The following is an 18,252-nucleotide window of genomic DNA, read 5'->3' as shown; positions in this document are numbered from 1 at the left end:
CCGGTCGACAATGTCAGATGTAATAGAGGTCACGCGAACTCCTTCAGCCTCCCGGCGCCGCTCTCCCCGTCGGGATCGGGCTCCGTCCGGACCGGTTCTCCCTGATCGGAGGGGGTATCGGGATCCTCGGGGGCGATGTCCTTGGGGGCGATGACCCGGCACAGGTGGTAGAGACCGATAACGACGATGGTGCCCAGCGCGATGCCGCTCAGCGAGAACGTGTCGGTGAACTCGAGGCTGGTGTCGCCGATGGCGATGATCAGGCCGGCCGCGACGGGCATGAGGTTGCGCGGGTCGCCGAAGTCGACGCCGTTCTCCTTCCAGATCTTGGCGCCGAGCAGGCCGATGATGCCGTAGAGGACCACGGTGATGCCGCCGAGCACGCCGCCGGGGGTCGCGGAGATGACCGCGCCGAACTTCGGGGAGAAGCCGAGGAGCATCGCGATGACACCGGCCGCGGCGTAGGCGGCCGTCGAGTACACGCGGGTCGCGGCCATGACGCCGATGTTCTCCGCGTAGGTCGTCGTCGGGGAACCGCCGACACCGGTGGCGAGGGCCGTGGCGAGACCGTCACCGGCCAGCGCGCGTCCCATCATGGGGTCGAGATCGGTCTTGGTGATCTCGGCGACCGCTTTGACGTGTCCGGCGTTCTCCGCGATCAGGGCGATGACGCCGGGCAGCACGAGCACGATGAAGGTGAGGCTGAACGACGGGGCATGGATGCCGACGACACCGGCGGCTTCGTCCGTGAACGGCGGCAGACCGAACCACGGCGCGGACGCGACGCCGTCCCAGTTCACGCGGAAGTGTTCGGTGACGGCGTCGGCACCGGCGTCGTAGGAGGTGATCGGTCCGCTGATCCGGTCGAGGATCCACGACAGTGCGTAGCCGAACAGCAATGCCAGGAAGATGGCGACGCGGCCGAGGAAGCCGCGCAGCACGACACTGCCCACGATCAGCGCGATCATCACCGTCAGCGCGACCCACTGATCCTGCGGCCAGTAGGTACCGGCCACCACCGGCGCCAGGTTGAAGCCGATGAGCATGACCACCGCGCCGGTGACGACCGGCGGCAGGATCTTGAAGACCAGCGAGCCGCCGAGGAAGTGGATCACCACACCGATCGCGGCGAGCACGAGCCCGGAGACCATGATCGCACCGGTGACCTCCGACGGCGAGCCGCCCTGGGCGTAGATCGCGGCGATGCCGCCGACGAAGGCCGCGGAGGTACCGAGATAGCTGGGGATCCGGCCCTTGACGACAGCGAGGAAGAACAGGGTGCAGAAGCCCGAAAGCATGACTGCGAGTTGCGGGTTGAGTCCCATGATGATGGGGAAGACGAAGGTGGCGCCGAACATCGACACCACGTGCTGGCCGCCCAGGCCGATGGTGCGGCCCCAACTCAGGCGCTCCATCGGCGCCACGACCTGTCCCGGTTCTATGTTCTTGCCGTCTCCGTGCACTGTCCAGATGGGCATATCGGACCTTTCAGCAGAGTGTGGGTGCCGATAGCGTTCACGTGGATCGTTACGCCTGTGTTGCCGATCACACGTGTACTTCGGTAGCCGCAAACGCTAACGGAGCAGCTCCGGCCCGGCGTGGGAGGAATCTGCCAGGAGCGACCTTCCGAAATTGGCAAGATCGGTGGTTGATCGTCAGGAATCGATCCCGCGCATCGCGATGATCTTGAGGGCGAGCGAAAGGTCCAGCCGCAGTTCGGGCTGCTCGGTGAAGGGACCGAGGATCTTTTCGAGTTTCGCCACACGATAGCGCAGAGTGTTGTAATGAAAATGTAACTGGCGCGCGGCTTCTGCGATGTTGATGTTGGTGGCGAGGAGCACCTCGAGGGTACGGCACATGTCCTGCGCCTCGGCCGTGCCGTCGGTCAGTTCCTTGAGCGTCTCGCGCGCGAACGACTCGAGTTCCTCGGTGTCCTCGACGAGGCTCAGCAACCGGTACACACCCAGATCGTCGAAATGGGTCACCGCCCACGGCCCGGAGATCTTGCGCCCCACTTCGAGTGCCGTGCGCGCCTGGGCGTAGAGCACCGGCAGGTCGTCGGTGGACGACGACGCACGCGAGACCCCCACACCGAACGGGCGACGTCCTCCCCCACCGGCTCCGCGCACCTGGGCGACGAGTTCGTGCACGAGGGTCATCGTGTCGCTGCCCTCACCCATGAGCACGACGGTCTCGGTCGCCAGGGCCGTGACGGACGCTCCGGAATCGCGGCCGGCGAGCGCACCCGCGAACGCGCGGGCCTGCCGTTCCACGACGGGCAGTCGCGCCGGTGCCGCCGAGGAATCGTCGTCCACGCGATCGGGTTCGACGGCGACCACCACCACCGGGCGGTCGAGATTCCAGCCGAACATCTGGGCGTGCACGATCACCTGTTCGGGTTCCCCGGCGCGGCCGCGCAACAGGTCCCGGACGAAGTTGGCCCGGTGCTTCTCCTCGACCGCCGACACTGCGAGTTCACGACTGACGACGAGCGCACACACCGTCGCCGCCTGCTCCACGAGATACAGATCCGGCGCGGAGAGATCGCGTGCGGGACAGAAGAACACGAGCCGGCCGTGGTCTATGCCATTGGCGGAGATCGCGGCGATCGCCACGTACTCGTTGCCGAATCGGTGCAGACCGAGCCCGCCCTCGATCGAATCGGTCCGCACCCGGCCAGTCGCGTCGACAGCCGCCGTCGAGGACAGCCAGGCGAAATCGGACTCTTTTCCGGCCCTGTAGGTCTGGCGTCCGTCGGGCGTGGTGATCAGAACCGCCCCGCCGAGCCGGCGCGAGATGCCTTCGGCGAGCGCCCTGTGCCCACCACCCGCCATGACGATCTCGAGCAGCCCGCGACGGAGGTGATCCGCCTCGAAGACCGCTTCCACCTGAGCGACAGCCATGTCGCGGAGATCCCGCGCGAGACGGTGATCCGCGACGACCTCCTCCGGCGTCGTCAGCACAGGGAGGGGAACGTCGTCCGTGAGACCCTGCGGCAGCGGGTGTCCGGTGTCGAGTCGGACCACCAGAGCCGAGACCTCGCTCCGGTCCAGCCGCGCCAGGAAGTCGGCGATCGGCACGGCGAGTCGCGCGAGCACGGTGGTGGAGGTGACGAGCAGCAGTCCCGGACGCAACCAGGGACCGATCTCGGGGAGCATCATCACCGCGACCCCGGTGACGGCTCGCGCCGTGGAGACGTCACCGGCGATCACCGTCGGTGCGACGAGGAAGCCCGAGGAGACGACGTCCGTGAGCGGGCAGGGTTCGAATGCGACCGCTGCGCTGTCCTCCGGATCGGCTGCGCTGCGATCCGGTTCGGCTGCGCTGGGCCCCGGTTTCTCAGCCTTGCGCACCGTCACAGCAATACCCGTCCACCTGCCAGTCGTTCACCCCTGCGTGGGAGACACGTGACATTAGAGGGCTGTGGCAACACCGTCAATCGCAGGCGGACAAGCCGCAGGTCGGGCAGCACGTCCCGCCGGGACCCGGTGGATGGGTCCGCGCAGTGTCGCGAGGCTGCGTCCGGTGGCACCGCGCGTGCTCACGAGGACCTCGGCGAAGATCGACACGGCCGTTTCCTCCGGGGTGCGCGCCCCGAGGTCGAGTCCGATCGGCGAGTGCAGCCGTCCCAGTTCGTCGGCGGACAGACCGGCCTCGCGCAACAGGGCGACCCGGCGCTCGTGCGTGGAGCGGCTGCCCATCGCCCCGATGTATCCGGCCTCGCAGCGGAGGGCCCGTTCGAGCAGTGGGATGTCGAACTTCTCGTCGTGGGTGAGCACCGCGACGACCGTGGTGGGGTCGATCGGCGCCGACTCGAGGAAGACGTGCGGCCACGCCACCACGACCTCGTCGGCGTCGGGGAATCGGGCGGGCGTCGCGAAGACGGGCCGGGCGTCGATCACCGTCACGCGGTAACCGGCAAACTTCCCCAGCGTGCACAGGGCGGACGCGAAGTCGATGGCACCGAAGACGTACATCCTCGGTCGCGGCGCGAAGATCGCCACGATCTGCGCACGCCCCTCGTCGACATAGACCTCCGAATCGCCGTAGGACAGGCGCAGGCGCACCTCGTCCCCGACGTCGGTGCCGTCGTCCCCGTCGAGGGTGACCACACGATGGTCGGCGGACTCCCGATCGGTAACGACGGCGACCGGCTCTCCAGCCCCGATCCGCCGTGCCACCTCGGGGAACTCGGGATAGGTCGCGGCATCGACCCGCTGCACGAACACCTCGATGGTGCCGCCGCAGGTCAGACCCACTCCGAAGGCGTCGTCGTCAGTGACGCGGAAGACCTCGGTCCGTGCACGCCCGTCGGCGAGCACGTCACCCGCGATGTCGTACAGCGCGCCTTCGATGCACCCTCCCGAGACACTGCCCACCACCTCGCCCGACCGCGAGACGGCCATCGCGGCGCCGGGTTCGCGCGGCGACGACTTCCAGGTGCGCACGACGGTTGCGAGCGCGAACGTCTCACCGTCGTCGAACCATCGCGACAGCTCGTCGAGAATGTCCCGCACAGCGGTCTCCTTACCGGTGTGTCACAGACGCGCGGCGACGGCCAGCGCGACGTGGTCGTGGAAGGGGCGCGCGACGACCTGCACGCCGATGGGCATGCCGTCACTCGTCCGCCCGACAGGGACGACGACGGACGGGAGGCCGGTGACGCTGATCGTGCGGCAGCTCGCCAGTGCCTCCTGCCAGGTGAGCAGCCGGTCGCCGACAGCGAAACGATCGTCGCTGAGCGGAGGCGCCCCGATGGACGCGACCGGCAGCACCAGCACGTCGCCCATCTCGTCGAGCAGGCGATGGATCAGCGCGGTGCGCCACGCCCAGAGGCCCTCCACCTCCCGATGTTCGGCGCGACCGGCCGTGGACAGCAGGTCGCGGATGACAGCACCGAAGCGGTCGGTCCTCGCCAGCGCGTCGATGTCGGCGTGGGTCTGGGTGGCCCTCAGCCGCCCGAACAACTCGTTCCCCTCTACCAGGGCCGACCCGCGGTATTCACGGGCACCGAGGCGCCGCGCGCTCTCGCGGACGACGTCCTCGATCTCTTCGTCGACGGGCACGGTGCCCTCCCCGGGCGCCCAGGTAATCGTCAGCGTGTCGACGTCGACGGTCGCCGGGTCGGTCCACGCGACGTGCGGTTCGGAGATCATGCGCAGGGCGAGGACGAGGTCGTCGAGGTTCCGTGTCATGGGCCCGACGGTCTGCAGCGCGCCGTGCACCGTCGTCGGATTGGCACGTACATGATCGCCGACGAGCACCCCCGGGTACTGGCCGTCCGCGGACACCCGGCCGACGGTGGGGCGGATCGAGCACAGGCCGGTGCAGTGCGCGGGCCAGCGCACGGACCCGCCGAAATCGGTGCCCAATCCGAGGACGCTCATGCCCGACGCGATCGACGCGGCTTCGCCCCCGCTGGATCCGCCGGGTGAGCGCGGCGACTCGGGGCTGCCGAGCGGGTTCACGGCCGGTCCGAACATCTCGTTGTCCGTGAGCCCGGAGGTCCCGAATTCGGGCGTGTTGGTCTTGCCGACGAGGATCGCGCCGGCCGCCTTCATCGCGGCGACGGCCGGTGCATCGACGACGGGGACGTTGTCGGCCAGCGCCCTCGAGGCGGCCGTCGTGCGCACGCCTGCGGTGGCGATGAGGTCCTTGACGGTGAACGGCACCCCGGCGAGCGGACCGGCCACCTCGCCGCGGTCGAGGCGTCGGTCGAGGGCGTCGGCCTCGGCGAGGGCACTCTCCGCCGCGACGGTGACGATCGCGTTGAGGCGCGTGTTCTGCTCGGCGATCAGGGCGAGATGGTCCTCGACGACCCGACGGGCGGTGACCTCGCGGTTGCGGACCACGGCGGCGATCGACCGCGCGTCGGCGCCGGTCCACGTGCCGGTGCGCTCGGTGTCGAGCGTCGGGGATCGACCGTCTACCGCCACTGGCCCTCCTTGGTCTGCGTTCGACGAGAACGCTATGGCCGGCTCCGGGCCCCTCCTACGTCCACACTCCACAGGAAGCCGGTCGCCGCGGTGTGAAGAGTTGATACTTTCCCGCCGGAACGGGCCTGAGAGGATCGGGGAATGATTCCGTCCTGGGCTCGTCTCGCGTTCGCCGTATTCGCGGTGAGCTGGGGCGCCAATCAGTTCGCTCCGATGCAGCTCGTCTACCGCGACCACCTGGGACTCGGCAGCGACTCGTTCACCGCCATGCTCGGCTCCTACATCGTCGGGTTGATCCCCGCCCTGCTCTACTTCGGGCGCGTGGCCGACCGGATCGGGCGTCGTCCGGTGATCCGGGCGATGATCCCGGTGAGCATCGTGTCGTCGATCGTCCTGCTTCTCGGCGCCGATATCCCGGCGTTGCTGTATCTCGGCCGGGTCCTCGCCGGATTGGCATCCGGGATGGCGTTCGGAGCCGGCACCGCGTGGATGAAGGAACTGAGCGAAGGTCCAGGTGTGGGAGCGCGCCGAGCCGCCGTCTCACTGTCGGCGGGATTCGGCAGCGGCGCCCTGTTCGCCGGTCTCATCGCGCAGTGGCTGCCCGCCCCCGACCGTCTGCCCTATCTCGTGCACATCGCTCTGATGGTGGTCGCGCTGGTACTGGTGTGGACCGTCCCCGACGCCCACCGGCCCCGCACCGTGCAGGGCTCGTGGCGCCTGTCGACGCTGTCGTCCCCGCGCTTCCGCTGGGGTGTCGTGCCGTGGGCCCCGTGGGTCTTCGGATGCGCGACCGTCTCGTTCGCCACGATGCCGCCGATCGTCTCGGGCCGCGTGGACAGCGTGGCCGTCGCGTTCACCGGCGTGGTCGCCGCCCTGACCCTGCTCACCGGTGCGTTGATCCAGCCCGTGGCCCGGCGCATCACCCGGCACGGTGAGGACCGTGGCGTCTGGACGGGGGTGGGTCTCGGTGTGCTGGGCTTCGTGACCGCCGGCGTCGCAGTGCTCGTCGACGGCCCGGTATCGGTGCTTGCCGTCCTCGTCACCGCCGTCCTTCTCGGCGGGGGTTACGGCATGCTGCTCGTCTCCGGTCTCGTCACCGTCGAGCACATCGCTCCGCCGGACGAGCTGGCGCAGACCGTCGCCGTCTTCTACTGCCTGATCTATCTGGGTTTCGCGGTGCCCTTCGTCACCTCGCTCGCCGCACCCCACGTCGGGTTCGTCGCATGCTTCGCGGTCGCCGTGGCACTGCTCGTGCTCGCGCTCGTCCCCCGGAAGTTGCTCGCCGATCAGGAAGCGACCCTCGTCGGCTCGCGCTGAGCGAGGCCGACGGGGTCCAGGCCGACGGGGTCCAGGGCGCGCACGTGCCCGAGCAGATCCGACAGCGCACCGGCGACCTCCTGGGGACGGTCGGCGAGCACGCGGTGACCGGCACCGACGAACCGCACGAGGTTCGCGTGCGGCAGCCGCGCCGTCATCATCTCCGACAACGACAAGGGCACGAAGACGTCCTCCGTGCCCGCCGCGACGACCACCGGCACTCTGGCGAGCACATCGAGGGCGGCGGACTCGTCGAGCACCGCGAAGTCGGCCAGCAGTCGCGACCAGGTGACGACGGAGGTCTCGTTCGACAGCGCCGATCCGACCACCCGCAGCCACGATTCCTCCGTGCGCCTGCGTGCGGCAACCGTGCACACCCGGCCCCCGGCGCGTTTCGACAACTCCATGACGCGCGGTGCACGCGACACCGCCCGGTGCACGATGGAGGCGGCCGGATGCCGCAGATAGCGTCCGATACCGCCGTCCGCGAGTCCCGATGCTGCGGTGGCGAACAGGCCGACACCCACGATGCGGTCGCCGACGGCGTCAGGGTGACGACGGACGTAGGACAGTGCGACCATGCCGCCCATCGAATATCCCGCCAGCACCACCGGTCCGTCCGGCGCGAGGGTCCGGAGCACCGCGTCGAGGTCGTCGGCCATCCCGGAGACCGTGCACGCCGTGACGTCGCCGGTCCCGGAACGACCGTGTCCTCGCTGGTCGTAGCGGACGATGCGCAGACCCGGCAGGTCCACCGATTCGCAGACGGCATCCCAGCTCGCGGCGTCCTGGCAGTGGCCGTGCAGGCACACGAGGGTCAGACCCGCATCCCGCGATCCGGTCACCGTGGTGGCCAACGGCACTCCGTCGTCGGCAACCACGGTCACACGAGCGATCGTGTTCGGGTCCGTACTCGACGTCGGCTCGGCCATCTCGCCTCCTGCACAGCGCATCTGCAGGAGTTGTCGCGTCGCCCTCGGGTGCCGTTAACCGCCGACATCGAATCGTGACGTCCGGTCGTCAGCGCGGGGCGAGCGCCCGGATCATCGGTGCGGGATCGCCCGAGGGCACCAGGGCGATGGCCGGGGTGGTCACACCTGCCTCGATGTAGCGCTCCACATGCTCGCGGCAGGCCTCGGGTTCGCCGTGGATCACGAGGGCGTCGACCACGTGGTCCGGGATCGCTTCGAGGGCGGCCTTGCGGTCGCCTTCCGCCCACGCCTTCCACATGCCGGCGAAATCGTCCGAACGGCCGAGGAATTCGTGGAAGGCCCGATAGACGGGGACGTTCATGTAGGCGGCGATCATGCGGCGGCCGATGGCGCGGGCGGTCTCGGTGTCGAAGCCGGGGAGCACGAAGATCCGCGCGACGATCTCCTTGTTCTCGCCGCCCTCGTGGACGTAGGGCGCCACGGTGCGGACGTCGTCGGCGGACAGCCAGTTGATGATGGCGCCGTCGGCCTCACGTCCGGCCAGACGCAGCATGCCCGGGCGCAGTGCCGCCAGCAGCACCGGCGGCGCCGGGTCGGATACGACGCCGGCCCGGAAGCCGTCGACGGCGAAGGTGTCGTACTTCTCGGAGACCTTCTCCCCCGCCAGCGCCGCACGCAGGAACCGCAGGGTGTCACGGGCACGCTTGAACGGTTCCTCGAAGGGGATGCCGTTCCACTTCTCCACGATGACGTCGGAGGAGGTGCCCACCCCGAGCACGAAGCGGCCGGGTGCGGCGGCGGCGAGGCTCGCGGCCGACATGGCCAGCGTCGCGGGGCCGCGAGTGTAGACGGGGACGATCGCGGTACCCAGGCGCAGGCCGGGAGCCCACACGCTCGCGAGGGTCAGCGGGGTGAACGCATCGGCAGCGCCGGCCTCGGACGACCACACGTCCGTGTACCCGAGATCGGGGAGCTCTTCGATGATGCGTCGCTGGTCGGGCAGGGGGATGCCGTCGAGCGGGACGGTCAGGCCCCATCGTCGTGTCGTGTTCTCCGTCATGACCGTCACCCTAGCCACACTGTGGTTCAGGTCATATCCGGGCGTGTCCCGCCCCGGGCGATCGAGCCCGCCCCGCGCCCACTCCGGTCCTCGGTGTCCGGCGTGTTCGACACCCACTCTCGCCACCGTGTCCGGAGAGTGCGGCATCACCGCGTTTTTCGATCGACGATCGACGAAGGGGAAATCTCCCGGCCCGTCACCGCGGCGAGGTTCGACGATGCGAATCTCGTGTCGGCCGCCGGGCTCGTTCCGATCATGGGTTTGGCACAGAACTGCGGCCTACAGGCTCTCGCCGACGAACACCTCAGCGTTCCCATCGACAAGGGTGCGCACTCCGGCGACCAGATCGGATCACTCATCGCAGGATTGATCACCGGCGCCGACAGCATCGCCGACGTGGCACTACTACGGCACGGGGCGATGGGAACACTCTTCGACCGTCCGTATGCACCCTCGACCCTGGGATCGTTCCTGCGCACCTTCACCTTCGGACACGTCCGGCAACTCGGGTGCCGTCGCCTCCGTCAAGCTCCACCGCCATCACGCGATCATCGAGCAGGTCCACGCGGACCTGAAGAACTCCGCGCTTGCTCGTGTGCCGTCGTCTCGGTTCACTGCCAATGCCGCGTGGCTGGTCTGCGCGGTGATGGCGTTCAACCTCACCCGCGCCGCAGCCGCCGCCACCGGCGATCCGAAGCTGGTCAGGGCAACCACCGGAACTGTCCGGCGGACCCTCGTGTCGGTTCCCGCACGGATCGCGTCGTCGGCGCGCCGGTTGACGTTGCATCTACCCCTGCGCGGGCCGTGGGAACCGGCGTGGAACTCCCTGTTCGACACAGCGTTCGGGCGGAACCGGCCGATCGTCGGCTAACCGGCTCGTCCTTGCCTGTCTACGACACGAAAGATCCAGTGGAACAACCCGGCACGAGCGGTCAGGCGGTCAGCTGTGTCCAGACTCTGTCCGAAGGTGCGCAAAGGAAGTCACGACGACCGCATCAGCCGATCGGTGCATTGAGGCTAAATCCTGTTGACGGCGCTCGGAAGTCGGACAGTTCCGACCACGCTGATGCCGTCCCGACGGAGGTCCGCGATCTGGATCCGCTAGTGCCGCACCCGTGAACCTTTGCCCCGTTCTCGCCGACACGCCGACCGGTTGCGGCGTGTCGGCCACGGGATCGATCAACCTGGTCGAGTGGCAGAACGAGTACGCGTGCGAGAACTCGATGACGACGAAGGCAAGCGGCTGGTGCGGATCATCCGCCGTGGCACCGGATCGGTGGTGACCTGGCGGCGCGCCCAGATGATCCTGCTCTCCGCCCAGAACATGCCAGTACCCAAGATCGCCGAAGTAGCTTTCACCAGCGCCGACCGGGTCCGCGATGTGATCCACAACTTCAATACCGACGGATTCGACTCGCTGTACCCGAAATATTCCGGTGGCCGGCCGAAGAAATTCACTCTCCCGGAACGCCGGGAGATCAAGAAGATCGCCAAATCGGTGCCGACCGAACATGACCTGCCGTTCTCGACCTGGAGCCTGACCACACTCGCCGAGTTCCTGGTCGCCGAGGGGGTGGTCGACGACATCAGCCACGAAGGTCTGCGCGTGCTGCTCCGCGAGGAGGGTGTCTCCTTTCAAAAAGTGAAAACCTGGAAACGATCGAAAGATTCGGAGTGCGCAGCCAAGAAAGCCCGTGTCGAGCACCTGTACGCCATCGCCGACGGCGAGGTCGTGCCCGATCCCGATGAGCCGCAGGTGATTTTCTGCCTCGACGGGTTCGGTCCCTCGAACTTGCAGCCGCATCCGGGCCGGCAGTGGGACGAGCGCGGTGGCAAGCACAAGGACCCGGACCGGGAACCGCGGCGCCGGCGGCGGGCGACCTATACCCGCCCGCACGGAGTGCGGCATCTGTTCGCCGCGTACGACCTGGGCAAGGACAAGCTCTACGGGCACGTCAAGACCACGAAGAACCGCACCACGTTCCTCGAATTCTGCCGCTACCTGCGCACCTTGTGCCCAGCCGAGGTCCGTATCGCGATCGTGTGCGACAACTTCTCACCCCACCTGACCACGAGAAAGTGCCGTCGCGTCGCGGAGTGGGCAGAGGCGAACAACGTCGAGATCGCGTACACCCCGACGAACAGTTCGTGGTTGAACCGGATCGAGGCGCAGTTCACGGCGTTGCGGTACTTCGCACTCGACGGCACCGATCACGGTAGTCATCGGGAGCAGGGGTCGATGATCCGTAGCTACATCATCTGGCGCAACAAGCACGCCGAGGATCAACGGCTACGCGAAATCGTGAACAGGGCGAACGTAGCCTGATGCGGCACTAGTCTTCGGGCAGACAGAGGGAACTGATCTCGCGGACGACGAGGCGGTCGAGTGGGGCGACGGTCGTGATCGATCTGCCGTCCCACTCGAGAATATAGCCGCCGGCCCAACTCCCCGGCGGCAGGTCGGGCTCCAACCTGTCGAGCGACGGTGCGTACGCCCTATCGGCGGGCACACAGCTCGAGGAATCGTCGGGGTTTGGCAGACAGTGGGCGCCGCCCCGCGCCCTATTGACATATCGAGTCGACGGCACAGCCTCCAGATGTGCAGGTGCGTGTCGCACACGATGGAGTGCGACCACCTCGGGGCCAGCTGCTCACTTTTCGACCGGACCCAACAACGAAGCTCAGGGATGCTCCCCGAATCATCCCTGACACGTCTCATTTCCGGTGCAGCCGAAAATGTCCCGACGATTCACCCTTTCCGTTCGGCTATCCCGAACAGTGCGACGCACAGCCGACGATTCCGACCATCCTCGTGACATCAGACACAAACCGACGCGGTTCGGTGAAGTTGGGAAGCCGGATCCTGCGGGCTCATGTCCGACGCTATTCGTGTGCGCGCCGCCACCCGCCGGCCGCCACACCACCTCTCACTCCGCCGCAGGTGACGAAGGAGAACGACGCATGAGTGACCGCCGCGACCGGTTCGATATCCAATCTCTGGCGCACGCGAAACCACTGAGCCTCCAACCTCGGGGAACTGAGATCGTCTTTACGCGGTTTCTAGGCGTGGACGGGGACCCATAGTGAGGTCCGAGCAGCTTGTCTGCGCTGCTACGAAGATCCGCGCCAGTGGCGTCCGAGGATGAACGAGGCCCCTGACATACGACTCGACCGTGCAGCACTTCGTACCAGCTCTCTCGACGCTCTCGAGCGCAGCACACGCTAGCGATCAGGTCCCATCAGACATCCCGATAATCGGCACACCCAACTGACGTTTGTCGCGGCCAGCTCACACAGACATTTACCAGCGCTTCGCTGACCCGACGATCACCTCCGCCTGGTCAACCGAAGCAGCTCACAGCCGCCTCAGCCCGCCTCCCGGCTCAAAGCACCCGAAATCAGAAGGAGCATGATGACTTCCACCCGCAGCTTCATCGACGAAATCACCATCGAGGAGCTCGAGGCCGATCCATACCCGTTCTACGAGCGCCTCCGCAAAGAGGCACCCATTGCCTACGTTCCCGCCCTCGGCATGCACATCGTCTCGACGAAAGAACTGTGTGCTGAGATCTCCAAAGACGACACAACCTGGCCTGCGGTGATCTCCGCTGCCGGTGGCCGCACCTTCGGCCCTCAGGCATTGCTGAATACCAACGGAGACGAGCACCGCAACCTGAGGGACATGGTCGAACCACACCTGCAGCCCTCAGCCGTCGACAAGTACATCGACGATCTCGTCCGACCGTTTGCGCGACAGCGCATTGCCGAGTTCGAGAACGACGGGCACGCGGATATCGTCGCCGCCTACTGCGAGCCGGTGAGTGTCCGCGCACTGGGCGACCTGCTCGGTCTCGGGGATGTCAGCACCGAAAAACTGCGCGAGTGGTTCCACAATCTGAGCGTGTCGTTCACCAATGCGGCAGTCGACGAAAACGGTGAGTTCGCCAACCCCGAAGGGTTCGCCCCCGGCGACCGCGCCAAAGCGGAAATCATCGCGCATGTCGACCCGAAGATCGACAAATGGATCGTCGAACCGGACCATTCAGCCATCTCGCACTGGCTGCACGACGGGATGCCGGAGGGCCAGACCCGCAGTCGCGACGTCATCTACCCCAACCTGTATGTCTTCCTGCTCGGAGCAATGCAGGAGCCCGGTCATGCCATGGCCACGACCTTGGCCGGACTGTTCAGCCGACCGGACCAGCTCGAACGTGTCATCGACGATCCGACTCTGATCCCCCGCGCCGCATCCGAGGGCATGCGCTGGGTTGCCCCGATCTGGTCCGCCGCGGTCAAGCGTGCCGCGAGAGAAGTTACCGTGGGCGGGGTCACGCTTCCTGAGGGTTCAATCGTGATGCTGTCGTACGGTTCGGCCAATCAGGACGAAAACGCGTACAACGCCCCCACCGAATACGACCTCGATCGTGCCCTGGTGCCGAACATGACCTTCGGCGGCGGAAAACACGCATGCGCCGGAACCTATTTCGCCAATGCAGTCGTCCGAATCGGACTCGAAGAATTGCTCGAGGCAATTCCGAACATCGAACGAGACGAAACCCACGAGGTGGACTTTTGGGGATGGGGTTTCCGCGGCCCCAAGCAGCTGTTTGTCGAATGGGAAGTGTAGGCGACCTCGACCTCACCCCTCCTGAATCATCTGCACAGATACGGCGAGCATCGGGAACACCCGAGGTTATCGATATTGAATTGGAGCGCTACCGGAAATGTCTGATCAATATTTGGTCCGTATAGAGGGAAAGAACACGGACATTGCCGTTGAAGAAACCCAATCCATTCTCGATGCTGCCCTGCGGGCCAACGAGTGGCTGCCCCACTCGTGCACTCAGGGAACCTGCGGGACATGCAAACTCAAGGTGCTGCGCGGTGAGGTCGACCACCGTCAGACTCCGGAGTACACCCTGACCGTCGAGGAAAGGGCCGAAGGACTGGCTCTGGGGTGTATGGCCACTCCCCGCTCGGACTTGACCGTCGAGCCGCTCGGCAACGTCAGCGATGACGGCGTGCCTCGTCATCCTCTACGCGACTATGAAGGCACCGTCGTCGTGTTGGACGACATCGCTGCCAACACGCGCAGACTGGTGATCGAGTTGGACACTCCGATGCAGTTCAATGCCGGTCAGTACGCCGAACTCATCGTTTCTGAGCACGCAGGGGCGCGGCAGTACTCGATGGCTAATCCTCCGACCGAGACTCGGCGGCTGGAATTTCACATCAAGCTCACCGCGGGCGGGTTGTCGACCGATGGGTGGATCTTCCGCTCAATGACGCTCGGGGAACGAGTCTCGCTGCGCGGCCCCCTCGGGCAGTTCAATCTCGTCGCGAAACAGGATGAACCGGCGATCTTGATCGGCGGTGGGACGGGGTTGGCTCCACTGAAATCGATCGTCCAACACGCCCTCGTCGAGGACCTCGTCCCAGAACTGTTCCTCTACCACGGCGGCCGCCGGCGGGAAGACCTCTACGATGTCGAATTCTTCCGCGATCTCGAACACCGGCACCCGCATTTCCACTACCGACCCGTTCTCAGCGAGGAGCAGTGGGAAGGGGCAACCGGGCTGGTCACCGATGTCGTGGTCAGCGACTTTCCCTCGTGCAAGGGGATGAGCGCATTCCTTTGCGGCCCACCCGCGATGGTCGATGCGGCGGTCAAGGCACTCAAGCGCAGGCGTATAGCTCCTCGATTGATCTTCCGCGAGGAGTTCGCCATCACGCCCGCAACCAGCACAGCGCCGGCAGTGCTCTGACCTTCAGGATCCACCACGACAAGAGTCTGGGGCAGCGCGTATGTACTCGCTGCCCCAGACTTTGTTCGTTGCCAGTTCATTCGCCCGGGGACGTAACCCGCAGATCTTCCGCAAAGCTGGACCCGAAGGCCGTTCTGTAACCCCGCCCCCGTGAACCGCCGAGCATGCAAGAACCCCAATTGCGCGACTTCAGTGACGTCGGCGGATGCACGGTCCTGCGCGGTTAGGCGTCACCGTATCCAGCTCGCGTCCTCGGATGTTCCGAGTCCCGATTTAGAGCATGTCTCTTATGGCTCGGATCTTGTGTGCGGCATAATGCACTGTCGTGGTCGATGCGTTGTCTTTACGGCTGGTGCCGGATGCGTTGTGGGAGATCATCGAACCGCTGCTACCCGAATTCCGGGCACGTCCGCAGGGCGGCGGCCGCGCAGCGCTCGATGACCGAGCGGTGTTCACCGCAATCGTCTACGTGCTCACCAGCGGCTGTGCCTGGCGGCACCTACCGCCGTCGTTCGGAGTCAGCGTCCCGACCGCGCACCGCCGCTTCACCACCTGGGCCCGGGCCGGAGTGTTCGACGAGCTGCACCGGCGCGTCCTCGATCGACTCGGCGCCGGCGGGGATCTGGACTGGTCCGCCGCGATCCTCGACGCCGCCCACGTCCGGGCGAAAAAGGGGGCTCTCTGACCGGTCCCAGCCCGGTCGACCGCGGCAAGAAGGGCTCGAAAATCCACATCCTCTCCGACGCCGACGGTATCCCGCTGGTCACCGCGGTGACCTCGGCGAACACCCACGACAGTGTCATGCTGCAACCGATGGTCAGCGCGATCCCTGCGGTGCGCTCGCGTCGCGGCCCACGACGCCGCCGACCCGGTCGGCTGCGGGCGGACAAGGGCTACGACTATCCCGTCCACCGCCGGTGGCTGCGGGCCCGCGGGATCGTCCCGCGCATCGCCCGCCGCGGCGTCGACAGCAGCGAACGCCTCGGCCGTTACCGCTGGAAGATCGAACGCACCTTGGCGTGGCTGAGTGGCTACCGCCGGCTGACCATCCGCTACGAACGCCAGGGCGAGCACTTCGCTGCTTTTCTTCAACTCGCCGCCGCGTTGACCTGCTTCAAGAAGCTCTCCAAATGAGACATGCTCTTATCGAGCATGGCAAGTGGCGGGAAATATTGCCTTCAGCCCGAGTAATCCGAGGAGGCTGGCTCGCCCGGCAGCTCGCTCTGCGCTCTGCTGCAGTTCACCAACGGCATCGGTCCATCAGTCTTGACCACCGTGTTCACAGGGAATCGCCCCCCGAACCAGGGGCGGCCATCACCTCGGCCTTCGTCACAATCCTTGGTATCGCGACTGCCGGCCTTTTCGCATTCCTACCCCTGCCCGCCACAGCTCTAGGCGAGCACAAGCATCTCGTACAGGCCAGTTCTACTGTGCACCAGAGCAATGCACCATCGAATTCGACAGTATGTCTTCACAACTGATGCGGGATACCCACACGAGACATCCTCTCGAGGTCGAGAGCAGACTCGACAGCCTCGATATCAACGGCCTCCATAGGGCGACCGGTCAGCGCTTGCAGCACTACCTCGAGATCGCGTGCGGTCACCGATTCGGTCGTCGAATCTGATACTCGATAACGAATGGGATATTCCATGACATCTCCTGACAGGATAGGGAGACAAGACATCTGGTAGCACTGCTCAACGGACCCAGCTGGGCTGCGACGGTATCCCTGCGAACTTCGCCATCAGCGCCAGCATCCCTTCCCAGGTTGGAGTTGACGCTCAATGCCGTCATCCCGAACCGACACCGATTTCCTTCACAGCAGAGGAAGAACTCGACCGCCCCGGACCTCATTCGAGACCACCCGCCGATGGACATCGCCCCTCAGTCCGTCGATTCGACTACACCAACGGCAATTCTGTATGGGAAGCGCTCCTGTACACACAAAGGTCTCCGATGTGGAGAGTTGTTCAACTCGCTGTCCACATCGGAGACCTCAGGCTCTCAACAACAATCACACGATTGCGGTTGAGCGGGTGCACGATCCCAATCAGGCGGGCGAACCGGAAACCGCCCGCGAGTGGTCGATGTCGTCCGGGATGGCCTGCTCGGCAGCAGCCACATCCGGATCCTCGATCGGCGCGCCGGGACCGAAGTGGGCGAACTTCTCGATGTGCTGATCCAGCGCGAGCGGATTGGGAGTGCCATACGTAAAGTACGTTTCCCACGGCAGCTTCGCACCGCCAACAGCGAGACCGGTATCGATGTCGGACATCTGCCAGGTCTTGGTCTCAGCGTCAGGATCCAGATGCAGATAGCCGGCTTCACCGAACAGCTCGATACGGTTTCCACCGGGCTCGAACACGTACAGGAACTGCCCCTGGGTGATGCCGTGCTTATCCGGACCAGCCTCGATCTGGATGTCATAGTCACGGAACATCTCGACCGCGTCGGCCAGGTGCTGTCCGGTGCCGTAGTAGAACGCCACGTGATGAAGCTTGCCGTTCCCACCGGTCATGTCGCGCATACAGGCAACTTCGTGACCGAGCAGGTTCGAGCTCATCCACGCCCCGATTTCGACGTTGCCGTCGACGACACGTTCAGTGGTCCGGAACCCGAGGTGCTGCTCGAACGATTCCTTGAGCGCGGTGACATTCGACGCCATCAGGTTGAGGTGATCGATGCGCTTGACCGGAATACCCGACAGCGGCTTCTTGGAAGGACGCGAAAGGATCTTGCTCTGCAGTGCCGTCGGGGCGACGTACTTCTCGACCTCCCACAACAACTGCAGGTTGTGTCCATCCGGGGACTGGAACTCGAAGGTCTTGCCGTAACCGAACTGGTCCTCGCTCCACTTACCGTCGACGTTGCCCTGCTCGAGCGATGCCACCCGACGTTCGAGTGCTTCCGGAGAGCTCGCGCGCAGCGCGGCGTGACCCATTCCTGCCTCGGGTGCCTCGGTGACCTTCAAGCTCCACTGGTACGGATCCTCGTAGCCTCGAAGGTATACGGACTGACCCTCCCGATGAGTGACATACATGCCGAGGAACTTGGTGAAGAAGTCGAGCGTCTCCTGCGGCTTGGGAGTGAACAGTTCGGTGCGAGCGAGATGCGCGATATCGAATCGAGCAGTGAGTTCGGTCATGGCTACTCCTGATCTGAGCTGTCCGGGCGAGCTGCACCGGGCTGTGGTGGTGACCACGAGCTTGCGGCGATGTAAACCAGGCAGTCGCTGACAT

At 65.9% G+C, this 18,252-nt stretch carries 13 protein-coding genes and 1 pseudogene; 6 read left to right on the top strand and 8 right to left on the bottom strand.

Going from position 1 to position 18,252, the window contains the following annotated elements; genetic code table 11:
- Positions 1-29: 29 nt before the first annotated feature.
- The 4 genes from BLV31_RS05310 to BLV31_RS05295 all read right to left on the bottom strand — a co-directional run bounded on the left by BLV31_RS05310 (position 30) and on the right by BLV31_RS05295 (position 5,936).
- Positions 30-1,478: a uracil-xanthine permease family protein gene (locus BLV31_RS05310; RefSeq protein ID WP_006551031.1), complete on the bottom strand. Its 1,449-nt coding sequence runs from the start codon at positions 1,476-1,478 to the stop codon at positions 30-32.
- A gap of 177 nt (positions 1,479-1,655) precedes the next feature.
- A complete protein-coding gene (locus BLV31_RS05305) occupies positions 1,656-3,359 on the bottom strand; it encodes a helix-turn-helix domain-containing protein (RefSeq protein ID WP_033098441.1) in 1,704 nt (567 codons plus the stop codon).
- A gap of 54 nt (positions 3,360-3,413) precedes the next feature.
- Positions 3,414-4,517 (bottom strand): XdhC family protein, encoded by a 1,104-nt coding sequence (locus tag BLV31_RS05300; RefSeq protein ID WP_006551033.1) that lies wholly within the window; start codon positions 4,515-4,517, stop codon positions 3,414-3,416.
- Positions 4,518-4,538: 21 nt separating this feature from the next.
- Positions 4,539-5,936, bottom strand: a complete 1,398-nt coding sequence (locus BLV31_RS05295) for an amidase (protein ID WP_039586493.1) — start codon at positions 5,934-5,936, stop codon at positions 4,539-4,541.
- Positions 5,937-6,077: 141 nt separating this feature from the next.
- Between BLV31_RS05295 and BLV31_RS05290 the strand changes: the two genes are divergently transcribed.
- Positions 6,078-7,253: an MFS transporter gene (locus BLV31_RS05290; RefSeq protein WP_064060063.1), complete on the top strand. Its 1,176-nt coding sequence runs from the start codon at positions 6,078-6,080 to the stop codon at positions 7,251-7,253.
- Here the strand turns inward: BLV31_RS05290 and BLV31_RS05285 are convergent.
- A complete protein-coding gene (locus tag BLV31_RS05285) occupies positions 7,223-8,140 on the bottom strand; it encodes an alpha/beta fold hydrolase (RefSeq protein WP_052227354.1) in 918 nt (305 codons plus the stop codon). The two genes, BLV31_RS05290 and BLV31_RS05285, sit on opposite strands and share 31 nt — an antisense overlap.
- A 133-nt stretch (positions 8,141-8,273) precedes the next feature.
- On the bottom strand, positions 8,274-9,245 hold the full coding sequence (locus BLV31_RS05280) for an LLM class F420-dependent oxidoreductase (RefSeq protein WP_064060066.1): 972 nt from the start codon (positions 9,243-9,245) through the stop codon (positions 8,274-8,276).
- 168 nt (positions 9,246-9,413) lie between these two features.
- Between BLV31_RS05280 and BLV31_RS24415 the strand changes: the two are divergent.
- The 5 genes and pseudogenes from BLV31_RS24415 (at position 9,414) to BLV31_RS24410 (ending at position 16,144) form a co-directional block, all read left to right on the top strand.
- A pseudogene (locus tag BLV31_RS24415) lies at positions 9,414-10,116 on the top strand (transposase).
- Between the two features lie 321 nt (positions 10,117-10,437).
- Positions 10,438-11,571, top strand: coding sequence for an IS630 family transposase (locus BLV31_RS05265; RefSeq protein ID WP_064060061.1), 1,134 nt, complete (start codon positions 10,438-10,440; stop codon positions 11,569-11,571).
- Positions 11,572-12,657: 1,086 nt separating this feature from the next.
- On the top strand, positions 12,658-13,872 hold the full coding sequence (locus BLV31_RS05260) for a cytochrome P450 (RefSeq protein WP_024102186.1): 1,215 nt from the start codon (positions 12,658-12,660) through the stop codon (positions 13,870-13,872).
- Between the two features lie 97 nt (positions 13,873-13,969).
- On the top strand, positions 13,970-15,010 hold the full coding sequence (locus BLV31_RS05255) for a 2Fe-2S iron-sulfur cluster-binding protein (RefSeq protein ID WP_064060060.1): 1,041 nt from the start codon (positions 13,970-13,972) through the stop codon (positions 15,008-15,010).
- A gap of 337 nt (positions 15,011-15,347) precedes the next feature.
- Positions 15,348-16,144 (top strand): IS5 family transposase gene (locus tag BLV31_RS24410; protein ID WP_371850707.1). Its coding sequence is split into 2 segments (ribosomal slippage): positions 15,348-15,684 and positions 15,684-16,144, totalling 798 coding nucleotides; the frame shifts between segments, so codons are not numbered across the junction.
- Between the two features lie 337 nt (positions 16,145-16,481).
- Here the strand turns inward: BLV31_RS24410 and BLV31_RS24640 are convergent.
- A complete protein-coding gene (locus tag BLV31_RS24640) occupies positions 16,482-16,664 on the bottom strand; it encodes a hypothetical protein (protein WP_138941515.1) in 183 nt (60 codons plus the stop codon).
- A gap of 399 nt (positions 16,665-17,063) precedes the next feature.
- Positions 17,064-18,158 carry a VOC family protein gene (locus tag BLV31_RS05240; protein WP_039586482.1) on the bottom strand — a complete coding sequence of 365 codons (1,095 nt, stop codon included), beginning with the start codon at positions 18,156-18,158 and terminating at the stop codon, positions 17,064-17,066.
- Between the last annotated feature and the right edge of the window lie 94 nt (positions 18,159-18,252).

It is taken from the genome of Rhodococcus pyridinivorans (assembly GCF_900105195.1).
GTDB lineage: Bacteria > Actinomycetota > Actinomycetes > Mycobacteriales > Mycobacteriaceae > Rhodococcus > Rhodococcus pyridinivorans.
Note: the sequence above shows the minus strand (reverse complement) of the source record. Positions and strands in the feature narration are given on the sequence as shown.